Annotated in this window: 19 protein-coding genes and 2 pseudogenes; 3 read left to right on the forward strand and 18 right to left on the reverse strand. The window is 55.6% G+C overall.

Going from position 1 to position 22,474, the window contains the following annotated elements:
- Positions 1–149: 149 nt before the first annotated feature.
- Positions 150–257 (reverse strand): annotated as a pseudogene (locus ABLU50_RS20770) (hypothetical protein); the annotation flags it as partial.
- Between ABLU50_RS20770 and ABLU50_RS20775 the strand changes: the two are divergent.
- A pseudogene (locus tag ABLU50_RS20775) lies at positions 210–700 on the forward strand (ISNCY family transposase); the annotation flags it as partial. The pseudogenes ABLU50_RS20770 and ABLU50_RS20775 overlap by 48 nt on opposite strands.
- A gap of 61 nt (positions 701–761) precedes the next feature.
- Here ABLU50_RS20775 and ABLU50_RS20780 read toward each other — a convergent pair.
- From ABLU50_RS20780 to pgtC, 4 genes are all read right to left on the reverse strand, one after another.
- The gene (locus ABLU50_RS20780; RefSeq protein WP_017900301.1) at positions 762–1,100 is read right to left on the reverse strand and encodes a hypothetical protein; all 339 of its coding nucleotides are present in this window, start codon (positions 1,098–1,100) and stop codon (positions 762–764) included.
- A 217-nt stretch (positions 1,101–1,317) separates the two neighbouring features.
- Entirely contained in the window at positions 1,318–2,568 is a 1,251-nt protein-coding gene (locus ABLU50_RS20785) for a sigma-54 dependent transcriptional regulator (RefSeq protein WP_087833302.1), read from the reverse strand.
- Entirely contained in the window at positions 2,558–4,552 is a 1,995-nt protein-coding gene (gene pgtB, locus ABLU50_RS20790; RefSeq protein ID WP_176391555.1) for a two-component system sensor histidine kinase PgtB, read from the reverse strand. The genes ABLU50_RS20785 and pgtB overlap by 11 nt, the downstream gene beginning before the upstream one ends.
- A gap of 11 nt (positions 4,553–4,563) precedes the next feature.
- Entirely contained in the window at positions 4,564–5,781 is a 1,218-nt protein-coding gene (gene pgtC / locus ABLU50_RS20795) for a phosphoglycerate transport regulator PgtC (protein WP_025999246.1), read from the reverse strand.
- Between the two features lie 405 nt (positions 5,782–6,186).
- Here pgtC and pgtP point away from each other — a divergent pair, with 405 nt between their 5' ends.
- Positions 6,187–7,578, forward strand: a complete 1,392-nt coding sequence (pgtP, locus tag ABLU50_RS20800) for a phosphoglycerate transporter PgtP (RefSeq protein ID WP_004205872.1) — start codon at positions 6,187–6,189, stop codon at positions 7,576–7,578.
- Positions 7,579–7,723: 145 nt separating this feature from the next.
- Here pgtP and lysM read toward each other — a convergent pair whose 3' ends face one another.
- From lysM to ABLU50_RS20845, 9 genes are all read right to left on the reverse strand, one after another.
- On the reverse strand, positions 7,724–8,173 hold the full coding sequence (lysM, locus tag ABLU50_RS20805; protein WP_087833304.1) for a peptidoglycan-binding protein LysM: 450 nt from the start codon (positions 8,171–8,173) through the stop codon (positions 7,724–7,726).
- A 130-nt stretch (positions 8,174–8,303) separates the two neighbouring features.
- The gene (locus ABLU50_RS20810; protein WP_004205870.1) at positions 8,304–8,924 is read right to left on the reverse strand and encodes a LysE family translocator; all 621 of its coding nucleotides are present in this window, start codon (positions 8,922–8,924) and stop codon (positions 8,304–8,306) included.
- A 187-nt stretch (positions 8,925–9,111) separates the two neighbouring features.
- A complete protein-coding gene (locus tag ABLU50_RS20815) occupies positions 9,112–10,218 on the reverse strand; it encodes a PTS fructose transporter subunit IIC (protein ID WP_060655834.1) in 1,107 nt (368 codons plus the stop codon).
- Positions 10,219–10,260: 42 nt separating this feature from the next.
- A complete protein-coding gene (locus ABLU50_RS20820; RefSeq protein WP_004179922.1) occupies positions 10,261–10,572 on the reverse strand; it encodes a fructose PTS transporter subunit IIB in 312 nt (103 codons plus the stop codon).
- A gap of 56 nt (positions 10,573–10,628) precedes the next feature.
- A complete protein-coding gene (locus ABLU50_RS20825) occupies positions 10,629–11,099 on the reverse strand; it encodes a PTS sugar transporter subunit IIA (protein ID WP_023318272.1) in 471 nt (156 codons plus the stop codon).
- A gap of 111 nt (positions 11,100–11,210) precedes the next feature.
- Positions 11,211–11,891 (reverse strand): D-allulose 6-phosphate 3-epimerase, encoded by a 681-nt coding sequence (gene alsE, locus ABLU50_RS20830; protein WP_004179925.1) that lies wholly within the window; start codon positions 11,889–11,891, stop codon positions 11,211–11,213.
- Positions 11,892–11,911: 20 nt separating this feature from the next.
- Entirely contained in the window at positions 11,912–13,174 is a 1,263-nt protein-coding gene (locus tag ABLU50_RS20835; protein ID WP_060655835.1) for a PTS ascorbate transporter subunit IIC, read from the reverse strand.
- Between the two features lie 30 nt (positions 13,175–13,204).
- Positions 13,205–13,471: a PTS sugar transporter subunit IIB gene (locus tag ABLU50_RS20840; protein ID WP_012968203.1), complete on the reverse strand. Its 267-nt coding sequence runs from the start codon at positions 13,469–13,471 to the stop codon at positions 13,205–13,207.
- A gap of 11 nt (positions 13,472–13,482) precedes the next feature.
- The gene (locus tag ABLU50_RS20845; RefSeq protein ID WP_060655836.1) at positions 13,483–13,920 is read right to left on the reverse strand and encodes a PTS sugar transporter subunit IIA; all 438 of its coding nucleotides are present in this window, start codon (positions 13,918–13,920) and stop codon (positions 13,483–13,485) included.
- A gap of 217 nt (positions 13,921–14,137) precedes the next feature.
- On the opposite strand from ABLU50_RS20845, the gene ABLU50_RS20850 reads away from it, so the two are divergent.
- Positions 14,138–15,190, forward strand: coding sequence for a LacI family DNA-binding transcriptional regulator (locus ABLU50_RS20850; protein ID WP_032431233.1), 1,053 nt, complete (start codon positions 14,138–14,140; stop codon positions 15,188–15,190).
- A gap of 344 nt (positions 15,191–15,534) precedes the next feature.
- Here the strand turns inward: ABLU50_RS20850 and atzF are convergent, their stop codons facing one another.
- The 4 genes from atzF to ABLU50_RS20870 all read right to left on the reverse strand — a co-directional run bounded on the left by atzF (position 15,535) and on the right by ABLU50_RS20870 (position 22,474).
- The gene (atzF, locus tag ABLU50_RS20855; protein WP_323084134.1) at positions 15,535–17,331 is read right to left on the reverse strand and encodes an allophanate hydrolase; all 1,797 of its coding nucleotides are present in this window, start codon (positions 17,329–17,331) and stop codon (positions 15,535–15,537) included.
- Entirely contained in the window at positions 17,328–20,933 is a 3,606-nt protein-coding gene (gene uca / locus ABLU50_RS20860; protein WP_087833306.1) for an urea carboxylase, read from the reverse strand. Before uca ends, atzF begins: the two co-directional genes overlap by 4 nt.
- Before the next feature lie 166 nt (positions 20,934–21,099).
- Positions 21,100–21,735, reverse strand: a complete 636-nt coding sequence (locus ABLU50_RS20865; protein WP_017900291.1) for an urea amidolyase associated protein UAAP2 — start codon at positions 21,733–21,735, stop codon at positions 21,100–21,102.
- Between the two features lie 10 nt (positions 21,736–21,745).
- Positions 21,746–22,474: an urea amidolyase associated protein UAAP1 gene (locus ABLU50_RS20870; RefSeq protein WP_017900290.1), complete on the reverse strand. Its 729-nt coding sequence runs from the start codon at positions 22,472–22,474 to the stop codon at positions 21,746–21,748.

A 22,474-nucleotide genomic window follows, 5' to 3' on the forward strand; every position in this document is an offset into this window, starting at 1 on the left:
CAAAGTGGTCATTTTAATTGAGCTGGATAACGGACATTTCAATTGAGCCTTGACATTGATTGTGGTGGCTAAGTTGTAAGGCCAGCTCCTGGATAAGTGACCCGTAGATTCACCATCGAGGGATTCTGATAACGGCTCATGCAGCGGACGTTTTCACTTTGGATGAAGTTAACCGACTCAAAATCATTCAGGACGTTGTCGACCGGCGTCTGACCAGTCAGATGGCCGCGCAGCGCCTGAGTATATCTGGTCGCCAGTACCGACGCCTTCTGATGCACTGCCGTGAATCAGGCTCGCCAGATATCGCTAACCAACATTGTTGAAATCTCAGCAATAACCAGCTGCCAGATGACCTTGCACAGTACGCGCTCAATATTATCCGCGAGCGCTATACCGACTTTAGTCTACGCTGGCGTGTGAGAAACTCGCAGAAGTGCATGATGTTCATCTGTCCAAAGAGACTGTCCGTTCACTCATGGTCAAAGCCGGTCTCTGGATCCCCCGCAAACAACGTGCGCCGAAAATTCAGCAGTCACGTTATCTTCAGGCCTGCTGCGGATAACTGATCCAGATTGATGGTTGCGACCACCACTGGTTCGAGAACCGTGCAACCGCCTGTACCTCACTGGTCTATGTCGACGATGCGACGAGCCGCCTGATGCAGCTTCGTTTCGTTAAATCGGAATCGACCTTCACCTATTCATGCCACTTTAAAATGATGGCGTGGAGATCGCTCCGGGGTCCTTACGCCTGATGTCACCTTATATTGATTGAAGCGTCGCAAGCGCCGAAAGCAGGATACCGATAACGACCGGATAAAAAACGCAGGAAATCAGGAATTCAGCTACCTTATGACCTTCACTTTGTATATGAATAGTTCTTCCTATACTTATCAGAGAGGCAAAAAAACCGATCGTCGCCACAACGGCGATGAAAGTCAGAATGCAATACAGCGTTAACCCGCCAGCTTCTCTTTTCTCAAGGCAACCAAACATCGCCAGCGCCTGCAACAGGCTTAATGCGATCGCCCCGGAGCAGCTTTCACAAACCCTTCCATAGATACCAAACACTTCCCAGGCACGTTCGTTAATGCGCTTCACTCAGAATTCCTTCTATAAAATAAAAAATAACAGGCGCTTAAGTTTTTACCTCTTCACCTTTGCAAATCTATATAAAAAATCCATTTAAAAAATGGTGGCCTCTTTTTTCAGGTATTCATAAGGGTTCACCCTTCCCTGCCCCTTTAGCGTAAAAACATCGTTATTTTCCGGCACAGGAACCATTCAGGATATTATCAACCATCGTCTGGCGCCATGCCTAAACCCCTTTGTAGTGCTCTTTATTCAGACCATACTTCTTCATTCTGAGATAAAGTTTTTTACGCGGTATCAGCAGATACTCCGCCACCTCATTAATACGTCCCTGGTGGATATTCAGCGCTTCGGTGATGATCTGCCGCTCGACGTCCTCAACCCGCTGGTCCAGCGGCGTCGGCTCGCCGATGTGCATCAGCGGATTAACCGTTTCTGCGAGTGGTAATACGCCTACTGCAAACAGCTCGGCGGCGTTCGCCAGTTCGCGAACGTTATTTGGCCACACCCGGCGCATCATCCCCTTCAACAGAGCAGCATCCACCTCCGGGACAGGATGATTCAGCCGTTGACAGGTTTTTTGCAAATAGTGATGAAACAGCGGCTCGATATCATCAGGTCGCTTTGACAGAGACTGGCAGCCAATTTGCGTCAGCGCGAAGCAGTAATAGAGTTCCGCCACTATCTGGCTGCTGGCGGCCAACTCCACCAGCGAAGCGCTACCGATACCAATCAGGCGAAAAGGCCGCTTCTCATGACTCTGCAGCTGTACCAGCTGATGCTGTTGCTCGTGAGTCAGATGCTCCAGGTGGCTTAAGACCAGCGTCCCGCCCTGGGCCTTGGCGATCAGTTCATTAAGCGTGTGTGCGTTAGCCGGATTGAGCTCGCAGGCGATAAACGGACCTTCAGCGTGCCGTCCTAACTGGTGCAGGTAACGTGCGCCGGTCATGCGGCCGGTTCCCGGCTCGCCGTAAAGCCATACCGCAATATCCGTTTCTGCCAGCTGCTGAAGGCGCTGGCGATACCGAACCGTCCACTGGCTGCGGCCAATAAGCTCAACCAGTAATTTATGCTGACAATACTGGCGACGGGCGATTACCGATTGCCTCTGACGCAGCGCGGCGTCTACCAGCGTGAGCAGCTTGCCCGGATCAATCGGCTTTTGCAGGAAATCCCAGGCCCCTTTTTTCACCGCCTCCACCGCCATCGGCACATCGCCGTGACCGGTGATAAGCAGAATCGGCAGCAGATCGTCATCCTGATGAAACAACGTCATTAAATCGATACCGGAGCAGCCGGGCATGCAGACATCGCTTAAAACAATGCCGGGCCAGTCCTTCGGCACCCGCTCCCGCGCATCAAACGGATTATTACAGGCACTGACGTGGTACCCCGCTTGCTCAAGCAGCTGCGTATAGGCATCCAGCACATCGGCATCATCGTCAATCAGCAGAATCGAACAGTTATCACTCAACATCTTTTACATCCGTCACATTGAATTCCAGCACCACGCAGGCACTGCGCATACACGTCGACGCCAGGCGCAACGCCCCTTCCATTTGCGTCATCAACGAAACACATATCGAAAGCCCTATTCCCAGCCCCACGGTTTTACTGGTAGTGAACGGCTTTAACAGCGAAGGGAGTAAGGCCGCAGGCCAGCCGGGGCCGTTATCGGCAATCAACACACATAGCCTGTTGCCCTGGATTTGCCAGCTCACGGTGATTTGCGCGGCGTGCGGGCAGGCGTCGAGGGCATTGGACAGCACGTTCACGAGCACCTGATGGACACGCACTTCGTCCCCTTGGATCCAGACGGTGTCATCCGGTATAACCAGCGTCCCCTGCTGAGGCTTATGACGCATCGCCAGCAGTTCCCATGCCACGGTAAATGTCTGGCGCAAATCGACCGGGTGCAACGGCGTTTCCAGCTCTGCTCGGCGGGTAAACTGGCGCAGGGAGCGGATAATAGCGTCAATGCGGTTGATCAGCCCTTCCGCTTTGCTTAACGTTGTCCGTGCCTGCTCCGTCTGGCCCTGCTCGATTGCCCTGCCTGCGGTAAAAAGATACATCGAAAGCGCATTCAACGGCTGATTGATCTCATGCGCCAGGGTGGTCATCGTCTGCCCAACCACCGCCAGTTTAGCGGTCTGGATCAGCTCGTCCTGCGTGGCGCGCAGATCGGCCTCAATCGCTTTTCGCTCGCCAATCTCCTGTTCCAGCTGCTGTTTTTGCGCATTAAGCTGACCCAGAGTATGACGAAGCAAACCGGCAATACGTCCCAGCTCGTCGCGCCCGTAAACCGGAATGGTCGCCCCGATCTGGCCTAAACCAATCTGCACCACCGCCTGATTCAGCGCAGTAAAGCGTTTCACCAGCCGCGAGCGAATAAAATAATGGTTCAACCCCCATGCCAGCAACAGCGCCAGCAATGTCGCCACCAGGATTAACCCGCCGCTGACCCGGACAATCTGCGCCATACGCTGATTAAACATCTGCATCTGCTGGTGACTGCTGCCAAGCTGGACTTCCAGCAGCGTTCTGAAGCGCCCCAGCGTCGCTTCTCTGGACCGGCTGGCTTCCACGAGCGCTTTTTGGGCGCTAACATAGTCGCGCATGGTGTCCGGCATCTTATTTTTCATCATGCCAATTTCCAGCAGCTCATCAATCGTTTGTCGCAGGGTAATGGTGCTCGGCCAGTCATCCAGCGCACGTATATTTTCATCCGCCGTTTTTTTCAGGTTTTCAAGATAGCGGATATGCGTCTCCACCAGCATGCCGTCATCATTCCCGGATTTCAGTTCATTGAGCCTGTCGCGCAGGTCGTCAACGATCTGATTTTCAATACGAGCCAGGGTATAGACCTGCTGCTGTTCATTCTGCACGTCCCGGGCACGTTTCAGATACTGCGCCGTATCTCCCTGTCGGGCTTCGATCTGATCGAGCAGCGTTCCCTGTTGCCAGGTAAAATCCTGCACCAGCGAATTCAGCTCGGTAGTGAAATCGTCGTGCAACCAGTCGATCCGCGCCGAAAGCTCCCCCACCTTTTCACGAACCAGAAACATGTTGTAGAGCACGCGATCCAGTTCCGCCAGCAGCGCGCGGCTGTCCTGCAATATTACCCCCAGCTGCTGGCGTTCTGTTGGCGACAACCCCTGACTTAGCCGTTCTATTTTGTCCAGATGCTGGATAATCTGGTTGCGCAGCTGCAGTCGTACCGTAGTATTCGGCGCCAGCAGAAATTCATTGAGCTGATCGACCACCAGATTAAGATTACCTTCAATCAGAAAAGCCGAGTGGATGCGCGGAAAATACTCATCCAGCGAATAGCGGATCTGCGAACTTTGTTCATGCCAGGAATAGAGGCTGACGCTGCTGACAATCAGCGTCAGCAGCGCCCCCATCAGAAAAGCCCCGCGTAGGCTGCTACTGATACTGATTTGCCGCAGACGTTGCAGCATGGACCTGCCCATCATTTCAGTTCTTCCAGTTTAGTAATCGCCTGCCGCTGATTATTGAGAAACCAGAGCTGCCACTCCATCATCTGCTGTTCCGCAAAACTCTTGTTGTCGAACTGAGCCAGCCAGGCTTCATCCTCGCTGCTGGCCGGATCCACCGGGACACGGGTGAGCAGTGCGCGTATCTCGGGCAGCGGACGCTTGAGACGGACCTCCGCGCTATGCAGCGCTCGCCAGGCATCTTTTAGCTGGGCAAGACGAAAGCTAATGGCCGTATCAAACATCCGCTGAACCAAACGCTGACGTTTGAGGATCAGTCGATAGTTTGTTGGCGGTTGATTCATCAGCATCGCCTGCTGCGCCGCCCGTGGATTGCCTGGCGCCAGCGGTGTTACCGGGTACTTCCCGGTATTAGCGTCGGCGAGGATCGCCTGGCCCTCCGGACTTAACAGATAGCGAATAAACCGCCGCGCTTCGCTGGCGTGCTGGCTGTTTTTAAGCACTGCGACATAGGTCGGCGAAACCGCCGACTGCGGGAAATAGGTAAAAGCCAGGTGCGGATCGTTCAGCAGCAGATTGGCGTAATTATCAATCACCGGACCAGCCACGCCCAGGCCGCTTTTAATCTTATCTGCCACCCCAAAGCTGCGGGATGAAATGGTCACGAGGTTTCCTGCCGTCGTCAACAGCGTTTCCCATCCCTTAATCCAGCCTTTTTGTTGCAGCAGCGACTCAACCATCAGATGGTTGGTATCCGAACGCGACGGACTGCTCATCAGCAGCGCCCCCTGATAACGGGGATCGGTCAGGTCATCCCAGTCCGTTGGCGCAGGCAGATGCCGGGTCATCAGCGCCGAGCGATTCATCAGCAAACCGAACCCGGAAATCGCCACGGCCACGGAGGTGGAGCGAATGGATTCCGGCACCAGATGTTGGCTGGCTGCCGGCGCACCGCTGAACGGCGCCAGTTTTTGATGCTCCTGAAGATGCTGCAGCAGCATCGGCGATGAGGTCAGGATGAGATCGACATTTTCGGCATTTGCCGTATCAAGCAGCTGTTCCAGCGAGGCGCTGGTGCGGTTGAGCGTCCTTATCATCACCGACCCCGGTTCTTTCTGCCAGCGATCGATAATCCACACGGTGGCGCTGGGAGAAAATGTCGTCGCCATCACCAGCTCATTGCCTTGCGCCGCACACGGTCCCAGCCATGCGGTCAGCAGCAGCGCGAGCATTTTGCCCACTATCCCTACCCCACGAAGAAATATGTTTGTGATCCCGTTCATAAATATTGAAATACCGTAAAAATCGCGTTGAGACAAAACTTACCCGTTTATGACATCCGGTGAATTAATCGCCGCGAGTGGGTAAATAGTCAAGCCGGCGTCCGGAAATATCGGGAAAGATTACCAGATAATGACTGGGGAATTTGTTAGTGTTCGCACAAGCCGGACATGAAATTAGCGAAAAATTAATGGCGTAGAATCTCACTCATGCTCTATGGGTCAAAAATACTCCTCCCTTTTATTATTTTGAGTCAATTTTGACTCATTTCGACGATTTGAATTTTTTAGGCGCTTATTTCACCCTTCGGGGCAATTACCCGTGATGTTCATATCAATATAAATACAGGTGAAGACATGTTATCATTATTAAAAAAAGGCCCGTCGGCGAATAAAGTTCCAGCTGAAAAAATTCAGGCAACCTATGGTCGATACCGTATGCAGGCGCTGCTAAGCGTATTTCTGGGATACCTGGCGTACTATATCGTGCGCAATAACTTCACCTTATCCACGCCCTATCTGAAAGAACAGTTAGACCTTAGCGCCACGCAGATCGGTTTGCTCAGTAGCTGTATGCTCATCGCGTACGGGATCAGTAAAGGCGTGATGAGCAGCCTCGCGGATAAAGCCAGCCCGAAAGTCTTTATGGCCTTTGGTCTGGTGCTGTGCGCCATCGTCAACGTCGGGTTAGGATTCAGTACCGCATTCTGGGTTTTCGCTGCGCTGGTTGTCCTGAACGGCCTGTTTCAGGGTATGGGGGTCGGCCCCTCTTTTATTACTATTGCGAACTGGTTCCCGCGCCGTGAGCGTGGCCGCGTAGGGGCGTTCTGGAACATTTCCCATAACGTCGGCGGCGGAATTGTCGCCCCGATCGTCGGCGCCGCATTCGCTATTCTCGGCACCGAGCACTGGCAGAGCGCCAGCTACATTGTACCGGCCTGCGTGGCGGTGGTATTCGCCGTTAGCGTACTGGTGCTGGGTAAGGGTTCGCCGCGCGAGGAAGGTCTGCCTTCGCTGGCAGAAATGATGCCGGAAGAGAAAGTGGTGCTGAAGACCAAACACGGCCAGAAAGCGCCGGAGAACATGAGCGCATTTCAGATCTTTTGTACCTACGTACTGCGTAACAAAAACGCCTGGTATGTCTCCTTTGTGGATGTGTTTGTCTATATGGTGCGTTTCGGCATGATCAGCTGGCTGCCAATTTACCTGCTGACGGTGAAACATTTTTCCAAAGAACAAATGAGCGTCGCATTCCTGTTTTTTGAGTGGGCGGCGATTCCGTCTACTCTGCTGGCCGGCTGGCTCTCCGACAAGCTGTTTAAAGGGCGCCGGATGCCGTTAGCCATAATCTGTATGACGCTAATCTTCATCTGTCTGATCGGCTACTGGAAAAGCGAATCTCTGCTGATGGTCACGGTATTCGCGGCGATTGTGGGCTGTCTTATTTACGTCCCGCAGTTTCTGGCCTCGGTCCAGACCATGGAAATCGTCCCCAGCTTTGCCGTCGGTTCAGCCGTGGGTCTGCGCGGATTTATGAGCTATATCTTTGGCGCATCGTTAGGCACCAGCCTGTTCGGCGTAATGGTCGATAAAATGGGCTGGCACGGCGGGTTCTATCTGCTGATGGGCGGGATCGTTTGCTGCATACTCTTCTGCTACCTCTCTCATCGCGGCGCGCTGGAACTTGAGCAACAGCGTAAAATCACCGAGCAGGAAGAGGCCCGACTGGCACTGGCTGACGCACAGTAAGCGCCTGACCCCGGCAAAAGAGCCCGCCTGCTGGCTCTTTTGCCGTTGAGAGAGCAGCTGATGTCTGTGACTGCTCCCGATGGCCGTATAAATGTCGTATTCCTGTCATCGCTGATGTTGCTGTTGAGAGGAATGAACTGTCTACTTACTTCGCCGGGATAATCAGCACCTGAACCGGATAGATTTTGTCGGGAGGGGTCAGCATCGGTTTATTGGCTTCAAAAATACGTTGATAATCATTGGCCGAGCCATACATCGCTTTTGAGATAGCGCTCAGGGTGTCACCGGATTTGACCGTGTAAAAACGACTTTCCGCCCCGCTATGCGTCACCTTAACGCCGTCACTGACCTGGCCTACGCCAGTGACATTACCTACCGCAACCAGAATTTTTTCCTTATACTCCTGCGAAGCGACATCACCAGTGACCGTTGCGGTGCCATCTTCAGCAACAGAAATATTGACCTTTTCGGCGCCAGGCAGATTAAGTCCATCGATATGTTTTTTCAGCTTATCGGCCCGATCTTCTTTACTGTCGCCGGAGACGGCATCCCATTTTTTTTCGCCCGCTTCTTTCATAAAATTTAATAATCCCATCTTTCCATACCTTCACGACTAAGCGTCAAAGTGCAGGAAATTTGCCCGGGTACGGCAGGAAAGTCTGTATTCCGGCAAGACGACACCTGATGAAAGCGGGCATTGTCCCCCAGAAGGACGAAACCGGAGATTACCGGCGGCTCATTGCCAGCTTCGCGGCGAATAACAGAAACAGGCAGCCGGTAGTCCGATCCATCCATTTCACTACGGCCGGTTTTTTCAGGATGCCCGCGGCATAGCGAGTGGCGGTAATCAGCGTTAACGACCACAGCGTACCAATTAATACATGGATAGCGACCAGCAGAAAGGTCCAGCTGACGGGTGAATGTCCGGCGGGGATAAACTGAGGTAAAAACGAAACGTAGAAAACGCCCATTTTGGGATTAAGCACATTCCCCAGCATCCCACGCAGAAACCAGTTACTGGTGGTAGTGGATTCTGCCAGGGTGGTGTTAAATTGCTGGCGCGGGTGCAGAAGCAATTGGATGCCCAGCCAACAAAGGTAGCCCGCGCCGCACCATTTCAACAAGGTGTAAGCCAGTTCAGAAACCGCCAGTAGTGTCCCTAACCCAAAGGCCACCACGGCGCCCCAGATAAAGCATCCGAGATCAATGCCTAACGCGGCATGCAAGGCTTTGCGTCCCCCTTCCGCGGTCGCCGTGCGAAGAATAAGAGCAGTATCAAGACCTGGCGTCAGGGTAAGCAGTGTGGCAGCGAGGGTGTAAGCAAGAAGTGAATCCGTGACGAGCATTTCCTGTCTCCGAAAGAGAAACAAGGCTACTGAAGCGTTCACATTTTTGCAACAACAATGTTCACCCTGCTCCACTTTCACCCGGGCTTCTGCCTGACGCAAATCAGCCCATAACGAAGGACCACACGGTTATGGGCTAATTTGCAGGACCAGCTCAACAGTATTGATAAAATAATACAGCGATAAGTTAGCTCACTTTTATATCATCGAGGTCGATATCTTCTTCTTCGTGATCATGGGTAACCATCACATCACGCGGAATATCTTTTTTGATGACAGCATAAACCGTGGCGGTAACAACAATATTCACCAGCAGGGCCATAATGCCAGCCATCGGGTGTGACATGGTGGGGATCATCAGTACCCCACCAAAAGGCACCGTGGCATCAGCACCATACACCATGGTAACTGCGCCACCGCACGCGCCGCCGATGGCCGCCGCCGCGATACCGCGGACGATATCGTTCATAACAATAGGGATAGAGCCTTCAACGATATTCACCACCCCCATCGGAACTGCCGATTTTAACGTTTCCACTTCTTCACTGTTATAGATGTTCTTACGCAGAAGCTTAGCAATGAAGAAAGCCAGCCCGAACCCAATAGGCGTTGCGGTGTTAACTAACTGAAGCGCGGTAATTGGCTCATTTATTCCCTGCGCCTGCAGCGTGAGAACGAAGGCAAAGCATGTCTTATTAAGCGGACCGCCAAAGTCAACGATACACAGAGCGCCTATCACTGCGCCCAACACGAGATTCGATGACGTGCCCATACTTCTCAGGAAAGATGTCAGCGCTTCCGTAAAGATACCGATCGGCGTACCGATGATATAGACCATAATCAGGCAGCTGATAATGGAGGCAAAAAAGGGAACGATCAACGTTGGCATCAAACCACGAGCCCAGTCAGGCACCTTGACGTTTTTAATGATCGCCAGCGCGATATAGCCGGCAATGTAGCCTCCGATCATCCCCCCGATAAAGCCTGCGCTGATGGTGTTCGCCGCCAGCCCGACGACAAATCCTGGTGCGATGCCCGGCTTGCCAGCTATCGAGCCGGAAATCCCCACCGCAATGACCACCGGCAACAGCCCAAGTGCCTTGGCGCCCAAGGTGGCCATCGCCTGCCATAAATCAAATTGCCCCGGCGTTAACGTGTCCTGCACCGTTCCACCAAGCCCCATACCGATGGCAATAATAAACCCAGCGCCACAGACAATGGGGATCAGAAATGAAATAGCGGTCAGCAGATGTCCTTTAGGATTTGCTGCTTGCCAAATTTGTTTTAGAGACATAAGTTACGCCCTTAAGTATAGAGTCAGCAGGCCGGAATAAAATTATGAGTTGACTATTTCGCTGAGTTTTTCAATCAGCTTATTGGGGGATTTCACTGCCGTTTCCGTGGCAACTTTGACCACTTTCTTACCCGCAAATCGCTCTTCTCCCGTCACTTTAACATCCGCGGCAAGCAGAACAATATCTGCCATGGCAATCTCATCTGCGGTTAGCTGATTCTCAATACCGATGGTCCCTTGGGTCTCTATTTTAACGTTATGACCGGCTTTTTTGGCGGCTGTTTCAATTTTCTTTTGAGCAATATAGGTGTGTGCAATCCCCACCGTACAGGCGGTAACGCCGACAATATTCATCACGATTCTCCGTTAATTCATTTAATAAGATATAAAAGAATGTTAACAACTACGTATTACGCATCGGCGCTTTCAGCTTCCGCATTGAAAAGCGCAATGATTTTATGTGGGTCAGATTCAATCAGTAATTTAGCGATAATGTCTTCGTCGGCCAGTGACCCGGACACTTGCGCTAACAGGCGAATATGAGTGGCATTTTGATCCACCAGGCAAACCGCAAATAAAATAATACAGCGAACATCGCTGCCATCCATGGTCTCCCAGGGAATAGCATGTTGCGTGCGTCCGATGGCTAATGCGGTACGGGAAACACCGGAAGATTTACCATGTGGAATAGCGATATGGTTTTCAAAGCCGGTAGAGCCTAGCTCCTCGCGTAACCAGACATCACGAATAAAATCCTGCTTATTGGTCACCGCACCATCCTGTACCAGTAAATCGGCGAGTTCTTCTATCACCTCTTCTTTCGTTCTGGCGGTCATATTTAACTTGATGTTTTTAACATTAAGCACTGTCGAAATATCCATAATTCACCCGCATTCATATAGAGTGGTCGTTGAATAACAGAGCAGGCATCGCTGGCGTGATGCAGGTCTTTTAAAGCTTTTTTAGAATATGCTGTGGTTCGAAAAAAATAATTAGGCAGCGACGGTTTCCCGCTGGAAAATCTCGATCATTCTGTCCCACGCCTGGCTGACATCCTCATGGAGCGAAAACAGACCCGATGTGCCGACGATAAAAACATCTACACCGGATTCAGCAATCTGACCGAAGGTCTTCTCATTGCAAGAGCCATCAATTTCCGTCAGATAGTGATAGCCATTATTTTTGCGCATGTTGATGAGCTTTCTAATCTTGTTCAGCGACTCAGGAATAAACTTTTGTCCGGCATAGCCCGGGTCAACCGACATGACCGTCACTTTATCCAGCAGATGCGCATATTCGGCAATGCTTTCTGCCGGTGTCGCCGGGTTCAGCACCACCCCGCACTTTTTGCCCGCATCCTTGATCTGATTCAGCAGGCGGAATATTTTGTTATTCGCCGTCTCGGGATGAAAGCTGATGATATCGGCGCCGGCCTCGAGACACATGGGAATGATATCTTCCGGATGATTCACCATCAGATGAACATCAATGGGAACAGTAGTAATTTTTTTCAGATTCTCAATAAAAAAGGGAGAGAGTGTGATATTGCGGACATAATTGCCATCCATTATATCAACATGGTAAAAATCCGCTTTTTTATTCATTGCCGTGATCTGCTCTTTGAACTGCGTTAAATCCATGCACATCAGTGACGGTGAAAATTTAGCGCTCATAAACCACCTCAGATAAATAGTTAGTTAAACATTGCGATGATATGACCCAGCACGATGCCGACAACGCCAAAGTCTGCATCGCCAAAGGTTGTGGAGCCTAGTCCCATATCCCCCATCATGGGCAAGAGAATGGCAGGCAGGAACGAAATGAGCAGACCGTGGGCAAAAGCCCCTACCACCGCCCCGCGACGTCCGCCGGTAATGTTGCCGTAAACCCCCGCCGTGGCCCCGCAGAAAAAGTGGGGAACCAGGCCCGGGACGATGACGCTCAAGCCGAACAGCGGACAGAGAAACATACTGACCAGCCCTGCGATAAAGCTTGCGAGAAAGCCGACGATGACGGCATTCGGAGCGAAGGGAAACACCGTCGGACAGTCCAGCGCCGGCTTCGCATCTTTAACCAGTTTGTCCGCAATCCCTTTAAACGCCGGCACAATCTCGGCAATCACCATCCGCACACCGGCGAGGATGATATAAACCCCCGCAGCAAAAGTGAGGGACTGAATAATGGCGAAAATAATAAAATTCTGACCGGCACTCAGTGTCTCCTCGACAAAGGTTTTGCCCGCGACAACCACCAGCACCAGAAACAGAACCATCATGGTAAGAGAAATAGCCACCGACGAGTCACGCAGGAAATTGAGCGACTTAGGCACTTTAATTTCTTCAATCGAGGGGCTACCTTTTCCTACGACTTTGCCCACCAGCGCGGAAAGTAGATAACCAATAGAGCCAAAATGGCCGAGAGCCAGATCGTCGGTATTTGTAATTTTACGGGTAAACGGCTGCAAGATCGCCGGAGAGATCACCATCATCGCGCCGAGAATCAACGCCCCGATGGCTACCACCCAACCACCCGACAAGCCCCCTACTGACAAGATCACCGCCAGCATCGCTGCCATATAGAGCGTATGGTGGCCTGTTAAAAAGATGTACTTTAATGGGGTCAGACGCGCCAGGACGATATTGATCAACATACCCAACACCATGATTGTGGCGGTTTCCGTGCCATAATTCTTCTGCGCCAGCGCGGCCATGGCATCAGTGTTGGGCACCACGCCCTGGATATGAAAAGAATGTTCAAACAGCTGGCTAAAAATGGTTAATGTATAGGCAATGATACCGGCGCCTGCCGTTAAAATAACAAAGCCCATGATGGTTTTCAGTGTTCCTGAAATAACATCTGAAATTCCTTTTTTTTGCAACAGCAGACCGATCAGAGAAAACAATCCAACCAGAATCGCCGGTGTCCCTAACACATCGTAAATAAGGAAATGAAGCATATTAAACTCCACGGTTCAGAAAGCCGTTGCTTAAATGTGTTCTGCTAAAATCTCTTTGATCTTATTGTTGTCGAGTAAATTACTTAATCCAACAACTTTTGCAGAATGACCAACTAAATGTTCGGCAATATCGTTGGCGCTAAGAATAAGGTCCGCCGTTTCGCTTTTCGCTGACGTCAGGTCGGTATGCGCGACTTCAGCCTCTTTATTCATTTCGGCAAGGATTTTTTTGACATTCATTTCAACGATAAAGCTGCTGCCTAAACCATTGCCGCAGACGATGAGTACTTTTTTCATTCTCTTTTCCTTCATTCAATAACGGCCTGAATTGCTTTAATATCATCGGCTTTTAACAATCGCTCTAATTTTTGCTGATCGCTAAAGAGTTCTGCCAGTTCACCGATCATCGAGATATGTTCATTTCCGGAACGAGCGCATAGCATAATAATCACGTATACCGGGTCGTTCTCCGTCGAGCCAAATGATATGCCTTCTTTAATATGAAGGAGAGATAATCCATTCCTCAATGCACCTTGTTCAGGGCGGGCATGGGGCATCGCTAATCCTGGGGCTAATAGGTAATAAGGCCCAAGTTCTGCATGGCTTTTCAAAATCGCCTCAATATAGTGCTCTGCCATATACCCCTGCGCCAGCAAAGGTTCTGCTGCGAGTCGAACAGCATTTTTCCAGTTATCTATTGCGTTAATGACATTAATTTTATCCGGGGTTAACCAGTCTCTAATCATATGCACTCCCGAGGGATTCCATGTGCTGAACTATAAACAGCTGAATAAAATTCAACTGTGATACACCTCTCAAAGTTAGCGCTAACAGGCAAAAATGTTAAAAAGTGAGTTACCGCTAACACTAGTTATAATGTGCTTTCCCCTTCGCTGTGGTAAGTTATAATGTGTATCAACGATTTACTTTTGTTACTTATTATTTTTCAAACGGTTGGTGATCCTGGTGAAGAGTCTAGACGCAGACAATAGCCCGAAAGAAAAACGTCGTAAGGGAACTGGGAAGATAACCCTGACCGAAGTGGCTGAGTTTGTCGGCGTGAGCGCCATGACCGTCTCGCGTGCGCTGAGAATGCCTGAAAAAGTCAACCCTGACCTTCGCGATCGTATTGATGCGGCAGTCAGTCAACTCGGCTATGTCCCCAATCTCCAGGCGCGTAATCTGGCATCGGTCCATTCCGATCTCATTCTGGCCGTCGTCCCCACCTTCTCTTCGCCAGGTTTTTTACCGGTGTCGGAAGCGTTACAAAAAATCCTGACTGAACGCGGCTATACCATGATGTTTATGGAATCCGGTCATGACGGCCAAAGTGAACAAAAAACGTTTGAAAAAATGCTCGCCTATAACCCGGCAGCGATTATTCAGTTCAATATCGACACCATTGAGAGCTGCACCCAGCTGCTGGCTAATGTGGATGTGCCTATCCTGGAAATTGGCGCGTTAAATACGCAGCCTGTTGGCATGTGCATCGGCGTGGATTACGGTAAGGCTGTGAAACAGATCGTGACCCACCTGGCGGATGCATCATTAAAAAATATCGCGTTGTTGTGTACCCCGGCCAACAATACGATGTTTCGCCAGCTCCTGAGCGGCTGGAATACGGCGATGCTGGCCCTGAATCGTTCTCCGCATCGGGTTGTGACCACTCATTTGCCTTCCACCATCGCCACAGGGGTGAATATTTTCAAGGATATGATGATTACCTGGGGCGATCTGGATGCGTTAATTTGCACATCGGATGAAATGGCGTGCGGATGCATGATGGCCTGCCACAGCGCCGGGATCAAAGTGCCCAATACCGTTGCCATTGCGAGTTTAGGCGGCGGGGTATTATCGACGGTCTGTTCCCCTGCCCTGACAACCGTTGAATTTCCCTGGCATGACATTGGAGTGAAGGCCGGGAAAGCGCTTCTCGACCTGCTCAACGATAAGCCTTGTGAAAAGTTTATTGAAATTCCGTCAGTACTTAAAGTCCGGGCCAGTACCGCGGTATAACCGCCATCCGTGGCTTGCTATATCAGCATCTCCCCATTATCGCTTCAGCGCGTCCTGCCACAGCGGGGATGACGCCAGCTGCTGGCATACCGTGTCGATAAATACCCGGGTCTTTGCGGGAACCAGCGTGCCGGGCGGCATCAGGGCATAAACGCTGACCTTCGCCGCGCTGCACCGCCTGGTTGACCATCCACCCCGGCAGCAGTGCGATCCTGGTGGCGCGAATGACCGCCGTCAGAAGCGCTTCACTGATATTGGTGGTGAGTGGGCCAGCCGGCGTCACTGAGAACAGCCCGTTATAAGCGAGGGTTCCCTCTGCGGCGCTACCGCAGAGGGTTTCCCGTTTACCTGGCCAGCCACTGACGCCAGCCGCCCCAGGCGGTGATCTCTGTGGCCGCGCCCAGCCCTCCGGCTTCGCAAATAAAGCCTGTCATCCAGCGGCCGTCGGCCAGCTCAACCTGTCCCAGCCCCAGCGGCGCGGGGATGGCGGCCAGCAGCGACCCCACCTCGGCGCTGGGGATCTCCCAGACTTCCACGGCTATCGCGTCCCCCTCTGGCTCGTCACGCACCATCGCCGGGCGCTTGCCATCCGGAAGGACATACAACCGATAGCGCGGCGCGCTGTGGGTCGCCTGCAGCAGCCTGCCGCTCCGCGCCAGCAATTGACCGTTCAGCGGCTGGCCGGACAGATGTGCGCCGCATACCGCGAGAGCCATCCGATCATGGCCCGCGGGATGCGCAGGCGGCGGGCTTTCCAGCCGCGCGCCGCCTGCCAGCGGTAGCCGCTCCGCGCGCTGGAAGGCGTCGGCCAGGCTCAGCAAATACTGATCGGTAAAGGCCCGGCCAAACAACGTGACGCCGGAGGGCAGTCCGTCGGGCATAAACCCACACGGCACGCTCACCGCCGCATAGTCCAGCAGGTTCATAAAGTTGGTGTAGTAGCCCAGGTCGGCATTGCGGGCGATGGGCTCCACCGCCAGCTCGTCGAGCGTTACCGGGCGCGGAACGGTTGGCGTCAGCACGCAGTCCAGCGTCTCGAGGATGGCATCGCACTGCGCTTTATACCCCTGCAGCTGATACATCGCCTTAAAGGTCGCCGTCGCGTCGATATCAGGCGCTTTCGCCAGCACATCGCGAATGACCGGCAGCACGGCATCCGGCTGCTGCTCAATCAGCGGCCCTGCCACCGCATAGCGTTCAGCAACCCATGGTCCGTCATATAGCAGGCGGGCGGCGGCCAGAAAAGGCGCGAAATCGATCGCTACCGGCACACCGCCGAGCGCCGTCAGCCGCTGCACGGCCTGGGCGAACAGCGCTTCGCTGGCGCGGCAGCCGAGGAAGTGAAGCTCCCGCGGGACGCCAAAGCGAAACCCGGCGGACGGCCTGCCGAAGGCCTGACGGCTGTTCCACTGGGGATTGCGGCGGCTGTAGCTATCCTGCTGATCGGATCGGGCAACCAGGGCCAGCAGCTGGCTGGCCTCGTCGGCGGTGGCGCTGAAAAAGGTCACGCAGTCCAGCGTCCGGCAGGCAGGTACCACTCCAGCGGTAGAGATCACCCCTTTCGTCGCTTTCAGCCCCACCAGATTATTCAGCCCGGCCGGGACGCGACCGCTGCCGGCGGTGTCGGTCCCCAGCGCGAAGCTTGCCACGCCCAGCGCTACCGCCAGCGCGGAGCCGGCGCTGGAGCCGCCGGAGGGATAAGCGGGATGGTACGCGTTGCGGCAGCGGCCATACGGCGAACGGGTCCCGTTCAGGCCGGTGGCAAACTGGTCGAGATTGGTTTTGCCCACCGGCACCGTCCCCAGGGCAATCAGCTGAGCGACAATGGTCGCGCTTTGCGTCGGCCGGTAAGCAAACGCCGGACAGGCAGCGGTGGTGACGATCTCCGCAAGGTCTATATTATCTTTGATCGCGAACGGCACCCCGTACAGCGGGAGCGTCGCTGGCGAATGGCCTTCCAGCGCCGCCAGAAACGGCGCCTGCTCCGCTTCGCTCAGGAGATGAATAAACAGATTAAACTCGGGATTCAGCGCTTCCGCCCGCTGGCGGATCGCCGCCAGCAGGGCGCGCGGGGTGGTGTTGCCGTTACGATAGTTCGCCGCCAGGGGCGCCAGGCGTAAATCAAACGTCTGCTGCATCATGCCTTCTCCTCAATAATCACTGCCACCCGCTGCCCGGCACGCACCGCGCTGCCTGGCTGCACATTGACTTGCTGAACCCTGCCATCGCATGGCGCCAGCAGCGGGATCTCCATTTTCATCGACTCAAGCACCACCAGCACATCGCCGGCACGTACCTGGCGGCCCACCGCGGTCTGTACCTGCCACAGATTACCGGATACCGGGCTTTCCACCCCCTGCTCCCCCGGCTGCAGCGGCGCCTCGCCCGCCTCTTCTGACGCGCCCTCCTGACTGTCGAAATGGGCCTGACCGCTGGCGATCCAGCGCTCGCGCTCGGCGTTAAACGCCCGCTGCTGATGGTCGCGAAATGCGCTAATGCTCTGTGCCTCGCGAGCGAGAAACTGCTGGTACTCCGCCAGCCGTAGCGTGCTGTGCTCAATGCGCAGCGGGTAGCGTCCGAGCGGGAAATCGCGGCGAATCTCCAGCAGTTCCTCCGCCGAGACCGGATAGAAACGCAGTTGGTCGAAAAAGCGCAGCAGCCAGGGCTTGCCAGCAAAATCAGCCACCTCGTGATAGCGACTCCACATCTGCAGGGTGCGACCGACAAACTGATAGCCGCCCGGGCCCTCCATGCCGTAGACGCACAGATACGCCCCGCCGATGCCCACCGAGTTTTCCGCCGTCCAGGTTCGCGCCGGGTTGTACTTGGTGGTGACCAGCCGATGGCGCGGATCAAGGGGGGTGGCCACCGGTGCACCGAGATAAACATCGCCGAGCCCCATCACCAGATAGCTGGCGTCAAACACCGTTTGCCACACCGCCTGCTCATCCGGGAGATCGTTTATCCGGCGAATAAACTCGAGGTTGCTTGGGCACCAGGGGGCGTCCGGGCGGACGGTGGTCATATATTTGTCGATCGCCTTGCGGCAGGCGGGATCGTCCCAGGAGAGCGGGAGATGCACCACCCGTGTAGGCACCTGCAGATCGTCGCTCATGCAGACCGTGGCCCACTCCTCGCGGACCCACGCCAGCAGGGTCTCCAGCGCCAGCGTTTCCGGCTGGAAATGGAGCTGCAGGGAGCGGATCCCCGGCGTGATATCAATGATCCCTTCCCGGGCTTGCTCCTCAAGGGCCTGCATCAGGGCATGGATGCGAAAGCGCAGCACCAGATCCAGCTCCGCCTCACCGGCCTCCAGCAGCAGATGGGTATCGCCGGAGAGGCGCGCCACCAGGCGTTTGTCAGCGTCACCGCAGGTCATCACCACCGGCGAGGTAAGCGGCACAGGCTGCCAGGTAACTTCCTGCGCCTGCAGGGTCGCCAGCTCCGCGCGACGGCCTGCCGCCAGCCGCCGGGCGGTGGGGACGTCCACCGCCACAAAGCGCACTTTATCCCCCGCCTTAAGCTGGCCCAGTTGCCAGAGATCGGCTTCGATCACCGTCACCGGGCAGACGAAGCCCCCGAGGCTTGGGCCGTCCGGCCCGAGGATCACCGGCATATCGCCGGTAAAATCCACGGCCCCCACGGCATAGGGGTTGTCATGAATATTCGACGGATGCAGCCCGACTTCGCCGCCGCTGTCGCGGGCCCAGACCGGCTTGGGCCCGATCAGACGCACGCCGGTGCGGCTGGAGTTAAAATGCACCTCCCAGTCGGTGGCAAAAAAGGTCGCCATATACGCCGGGGCAAAGAACTCCGGCGCGCCGTGGGGACCATAGATCACCCGCAGCGTTCGCACTGCCGCAAGCTCAGTGCGCAACCCTGCAGGAAGCGCCGCGCTTTCCGTGGTCTCAGCCGGAGGTGCAAGATGCAGCACGTCGCCGGCGCGCAGCGCCCGTCCGCCGTGGCCGCCAAACTGACCGAGGGTAAAGGTGCTTTTACTGCCCAAATAATCCGGCACCTGAATGCCGCCGCGCAGGCAGAGATAGCTTCTGACCCCTGGCCCGCTTATCGCCCCCAGCCTGAGGGTCGCACCCGCCGGAACAGGGAAGACGCAGTCCATCTCCTGGTCGACGCCGTCGAGCGTTACGGCCAGCGGCGCGCCGCAGACCACCGCCTGTACGGCGGTATTAAATTTCAGGGTGGGTCCGCTAAGGGTGATCTCCAGCGCAGCGTCGCCCTCGGCATTGCCCAGCAGACGGTTGCCCAGGCGCAGCGCCCGGTCATCCATCGGGCCCGAGGGCGGGACGCCCACCGCCCAGTACCCCAGACGTCCCGGGTAGTCCTGGACGCTGGTCTGGGTGCCGGCGCTCAGAACCTCCACGGTATCGGCCCGGTAGCGCAACTGCTCCAGACAGCGGGTCCAGGGTTCTCCGGCAGTAAACGGCGCAAAGCTGAGGATCTGCTGCAGGTACTGGCGGTTGGTTTCGACGCCGTACAGGCGGGTCTCCGCCAGAGCCTGCGCCAGGCCGGCGATCGCCTCATCGCGGCTGGGGCGCCAGACGATAGCTTTCGCCAACAGCGGGTCGAAAAACGGCGGCACCTCACACCCGGCCTCCACCCAGCGATCGATGCGCAGGGTGGCGCCGTCGGCCGGTGGAAACCAGACGTCGGTTAACAGTCCGGGAGAAGGCTGAAACTGGCGGCCAGGATCTTCGGCGTAAATTCGCGCCTGAATAGCATGGCCCCGGGGCTGTAGCCCGGCGGCCAGTTCGCTCAGCGGCGGTAAATCCCCTGCCGCCAGGGCGATCATCCAGTGCACCAGGTCCACGCCCCACACCTGCTCCGTCACGCCGTGCTCCACCTGCAGCCGGGTATTGACCTCGAGGAAATAGAAACGCTGCGCCGCGCTGTCGTAGACAAACTCCACCGTCCCTGCGCTGCGGTAGTTCACTGCTTTTCCAAGGGCAATGGCCGCGCTACACAGCGCCTGCGCCATCCCGTCCGGCAGATTTGGCGCCGGGGTCTCTTCAATCACTTTCTGGTTACGTCGCTGCAGCGAGCAGTCGCGCACGCCGAGGGCGATAACTTCCCCCTTCCCGTCGCCGAAGATTTGCACCTCCAGATGGCGGGCGCGTTCGATATATTTTTCGAGAAACACCCCGGCGTCGCTGAAGTTGTTTTGCCCCAACCGCTGTACCGTGGCAAACGCCTCGCTCAGTTCGCAGGCGTCGCGGCAGACGCGCATGCCAATCCCTCCGCCGCCCGCCGTGCTCTTGAGCATCACCGGGTAGCCCACCGCCTCAGCCGCCCGGCAGGCTTCCTCACTGTCGGCCAGCAGTTCGCTGCCTTCCAGCAGCGGAACGCCCTCCGCCTTCGCCAGGGCGCGGGCGGTATGCTTCAGGCCGAAGGTTCGCAGCTGTTGCGGAGTCGGGCCAACAAACGCCAGTCCCGCCGCCTCACAGGCTTCGGCGAAGGCGGCGTTTTCCGACAGAAAGCCGTAGCCGGGATGGATAGCGCGGGCGCCGCTCTGCAGCGCGGCGGCAATGATCTTCTCTACCACCAGATAGGTTTGCGCTGCCGGCCCCTCGCCAAGGCTGAGCGACTCATCCGCTTCGCGGACGTGCAGACTGCTCAGGTCGGCTTCGGCGTAAACGGCGACGCCCTTCACCTGCATGGCGCGCAGGGTGCGCAGAATGCGGCAGGCAATCGCCCCGCGGTTAGCAATCAGTAAGGTATCAAACATAAGCGGAGCTCACAGCGAAGCGGGTCGTCCCGCAACAATTCGTCTTCCCCTGAGGTCGTCCCCGGGAGAGCCGGCGCTTAAAGGTGGCGCGTCGGCGTGTGGTTCAGGCGGTCGGCGCGAACGGCGAACAGCCGGAAGGCCAGCAAACGCCAGCGCTGCCAGCGGGTCAGTTCCATACCAGCACCTCGGCGGGGGTCGGGTTCCAGCCGTTGCAGGGATTGTTGAGCTGCGGGCAGTTGGAGATCAGCACCATGGCGTTACACTCCGCGCGCAGTTCCACGTATTTTCCCGCCGCCGAGATGCCATCCTCGAAGGTCAGCCCCCCCTCCGGCGTCACCGGCACGTTCATAAAGAAGTTAATGTTGGCGCCGATATCGCGTTTATGCAGACGGCCATCGTGCAGACAGGCGCAGAGAAAATTGTCCCGGCAGCTGTGCATATAGCGCTTGTCGAGAGCGTAGCGCACGGTGTTGCTCTCCTGGGCGCAGGCGCCGCCGAGGGTATCGTGCCGCCCGCAGGTATCGGCCACGATGGTCATCAGCGGATGACCAAGATTGGAATAGAGCACGCTGCCGGCGGTCAGGTAGGCGTTACCCTGGCGGCGCAGCGTGCGCTGCGCATCGTAGCGCTCTCGCGGGTTGTCGGCGTTGTAAAACAGAGTATCAATCGCCTGGTTGCCTTCAAGATCGAGCAGGCGCAGGGTTTGCCCTTTTTTTACCTCAAACAGCCACGGCTCCCCGGCGGGGATCACATGGCGATAGACGGCCTCTTCCGGGCGTCGGTTACTGGTGATAAGGGTCATAAACGCCTCCTTACAGGGCAAAAAGTTGGGTATTGCGGAACGCGCGCTGGTTCTCATCGCGGGTCAGGAGCGCCTGGGTGGCTGCGTCTTCATCGTCGGCCTGATACCAGCTCAGCTGCACCGGACGGGGGGCATACTCGGTGGCCGGATCCTGGGGATGCGGCAGCGCGGTGAGCACCAGCAGGACGTCCATCGGGGCATACAGTTCCACGTAATCCCCGGCGCGGCTGTTGCCGGAGACAAAGTGAAAGCGCCCCTGGTCATCGACGGTGACTTTGCTGAAGAAGTTGACCACCATCAGCAGATCTTCCAGACCGAGATCCCATTTCCCCATCTCCACCAGCAGGTTATCGACGCCGTTGCGGTAGAAGCCATTTCGTAATTCCTGGTAGCGTCCGGCGCCATATTTGTCGTGCGTCTCTTCGGCGTTAAGGACCCCGCCGAACGGATCGTGCCAGCCGCAGCTGTCGGCGACGATCCCGGCGAGCACCCGGCCCATATCGGAGTAGAAACAGTGCCCGGCGGTCAGACGCGCGGTATGCTGCCCCTTGAGGGTATCCGGCAGGTTCAGGCGCTCACTTTTCTCATGGGGGTTGAGCATCATCATGCTGACGTTCGCCCCGCCGTCGATATCGGTCAGGCGCAGGATCTGCCCTTTGCGCAAAATCAGCGAGGTGTGCGCCCCGCCGGGAAGCTGCTCTTCGCGCAGGCTGGGGGTGGAGTGAAGCAGTTCAGTCAT

Source organism: Klebsiella sp. GG_Kp173 (genome assembly GCF_040062415.1).
Classification (GTDB): domain Bacteria; phylum Pseudomonadota; class Gammaproteobacteria; order Enterobacterales; family Enterobacteriaceae; genus Klebsiella; species Klebsiella quasipneumoniae.

What these genes read in the sequence shown, in the direction of transcription:
- uca (WP_087833306.1), bottom strand. Translation starts at nt 20,933, where the DNA reads ATGTTTGATACCTTACTGATTGCTAACCGCGGGGCGATTGCCTGCCGC.
- ABLU50_RS20835 (WP_060655835.1), bottom strand. Translation starts at nt 13,174, where the DNA reads ATGCTTCATTTCCTTATTTACGATGTGTTAGGGACACCGGCGATTCTG.
- pgtC (WP_025999246.1), bottom strand. Translation starts at nt 5,781, where the DNA reads ATGCTCGCGCTGCTGCTGACCGCATGGCTGGGACCGTGTGCGGCGCAA.
- alsE (WP_004179925.1), bottom strand. Translation starts at nt 11,891, where the DNA reads ATGAGCGCTAAATTTTCACCGTCACTGATGTGCATGGATTTAACGCAG.
- ABLU50_RS20865 (WP_017900291.1), bottom strand. Translation starts at nt 21,735, where the DNA reads ATGACCCTTATCACCAGTAACCGACGCCCGGAAGAGGCCGTCTATCGC.
- ABLU50_RS20870 (WP_017900290.1), bottom strand. Translation starts at nt 22,474, where the DNA reads ATGACTGAACTGCTTCACTCCACCCCCAGCCTGCGCGAAGAGCAGCTT.
- ABLU50_RS20815 (WP_060655834.1), bottom strand. Translation starts at nt 10,218, where the DNA reads ATGTCTCTAAAACAAATTTGGCAAGCAGCAAATCCTAAAGGACATCTG.
- ABLU50_RS20810 (WP_004205870.1), bottom strand. Translation starts at nt 8,924, where the DNA reads ATGCTCGTCACGGATTCACTTCTTGCTTACACCCTCGCTGCCACACTG.
- ABLU50_RS20785 (WP_087833302.1), bottom strand. Translation starts at nt 2,568, where the DNA reads ATGTTGAGTGATAACTGTTCGATTCTGCTGATTGACGATGATGCCGAT.
- ABLU50_RS20840 (WP_012968203.1), bottom strand. Translation starts at nt 13,471, where the DNA reads ATGAAAAAAGTACTCATCGTCTGCGGCAATGGTTTAGGCAGCAGCTTT.
- lysM (WP_087833304.1), bottom strand. Translation starts at nt 8,173, where the DNA reads ATGGGATTATTAAATTTTATGAAAGAAGCGGGCGAAAAAAAATGGGAT.
- atzF (WP_323084134.1), bottom strand. Translation starts at nt 17,331, where the DNA reads ATGATGCAGCAGACGTTTGATTTACGCCTGGCGCCCCTGGCGGCGAAC.
- pgtP (WP_004205872.1), top strand. Translation starts at nt 6,187, where the DNA reads ATGTTATCATTATTAAAAAAAGGCCCGTCGGCGAATAAAGTTCCAGCT.
- pgtB (WP_176391555.1), bottom strand. Translation starts at nt 4,552, where the DNA reads ATGCTGCAACGTCTGCGGCAAATCAGTATCAGTAGCAGCCTACGCGGG.
- ABLU50_RS20845 (WP_060655836.1), bottom strand. Translation starts at nt 13,920, where the DNA reads ATGATTAGAGACTGGTTAACCCCGGATAAAATTAATGTCATTAACGCA.
- ABLU50_RS20820 (WP_004179922.1), bottom strand. Translation starts at nt 10,572, where the DNA reads ATGAATATTGTCGGCGTTACCGCCTGTACGGTGGGGATTGCACACACC.
- ABLU50_RS20825 (WP_023318272.1), bottom strand. Translation starts at nt 11,099, where the DNA reads ATGGATATTTCGACAGTGCTTAATGTTAAAAACATCAAGTTAAATATG.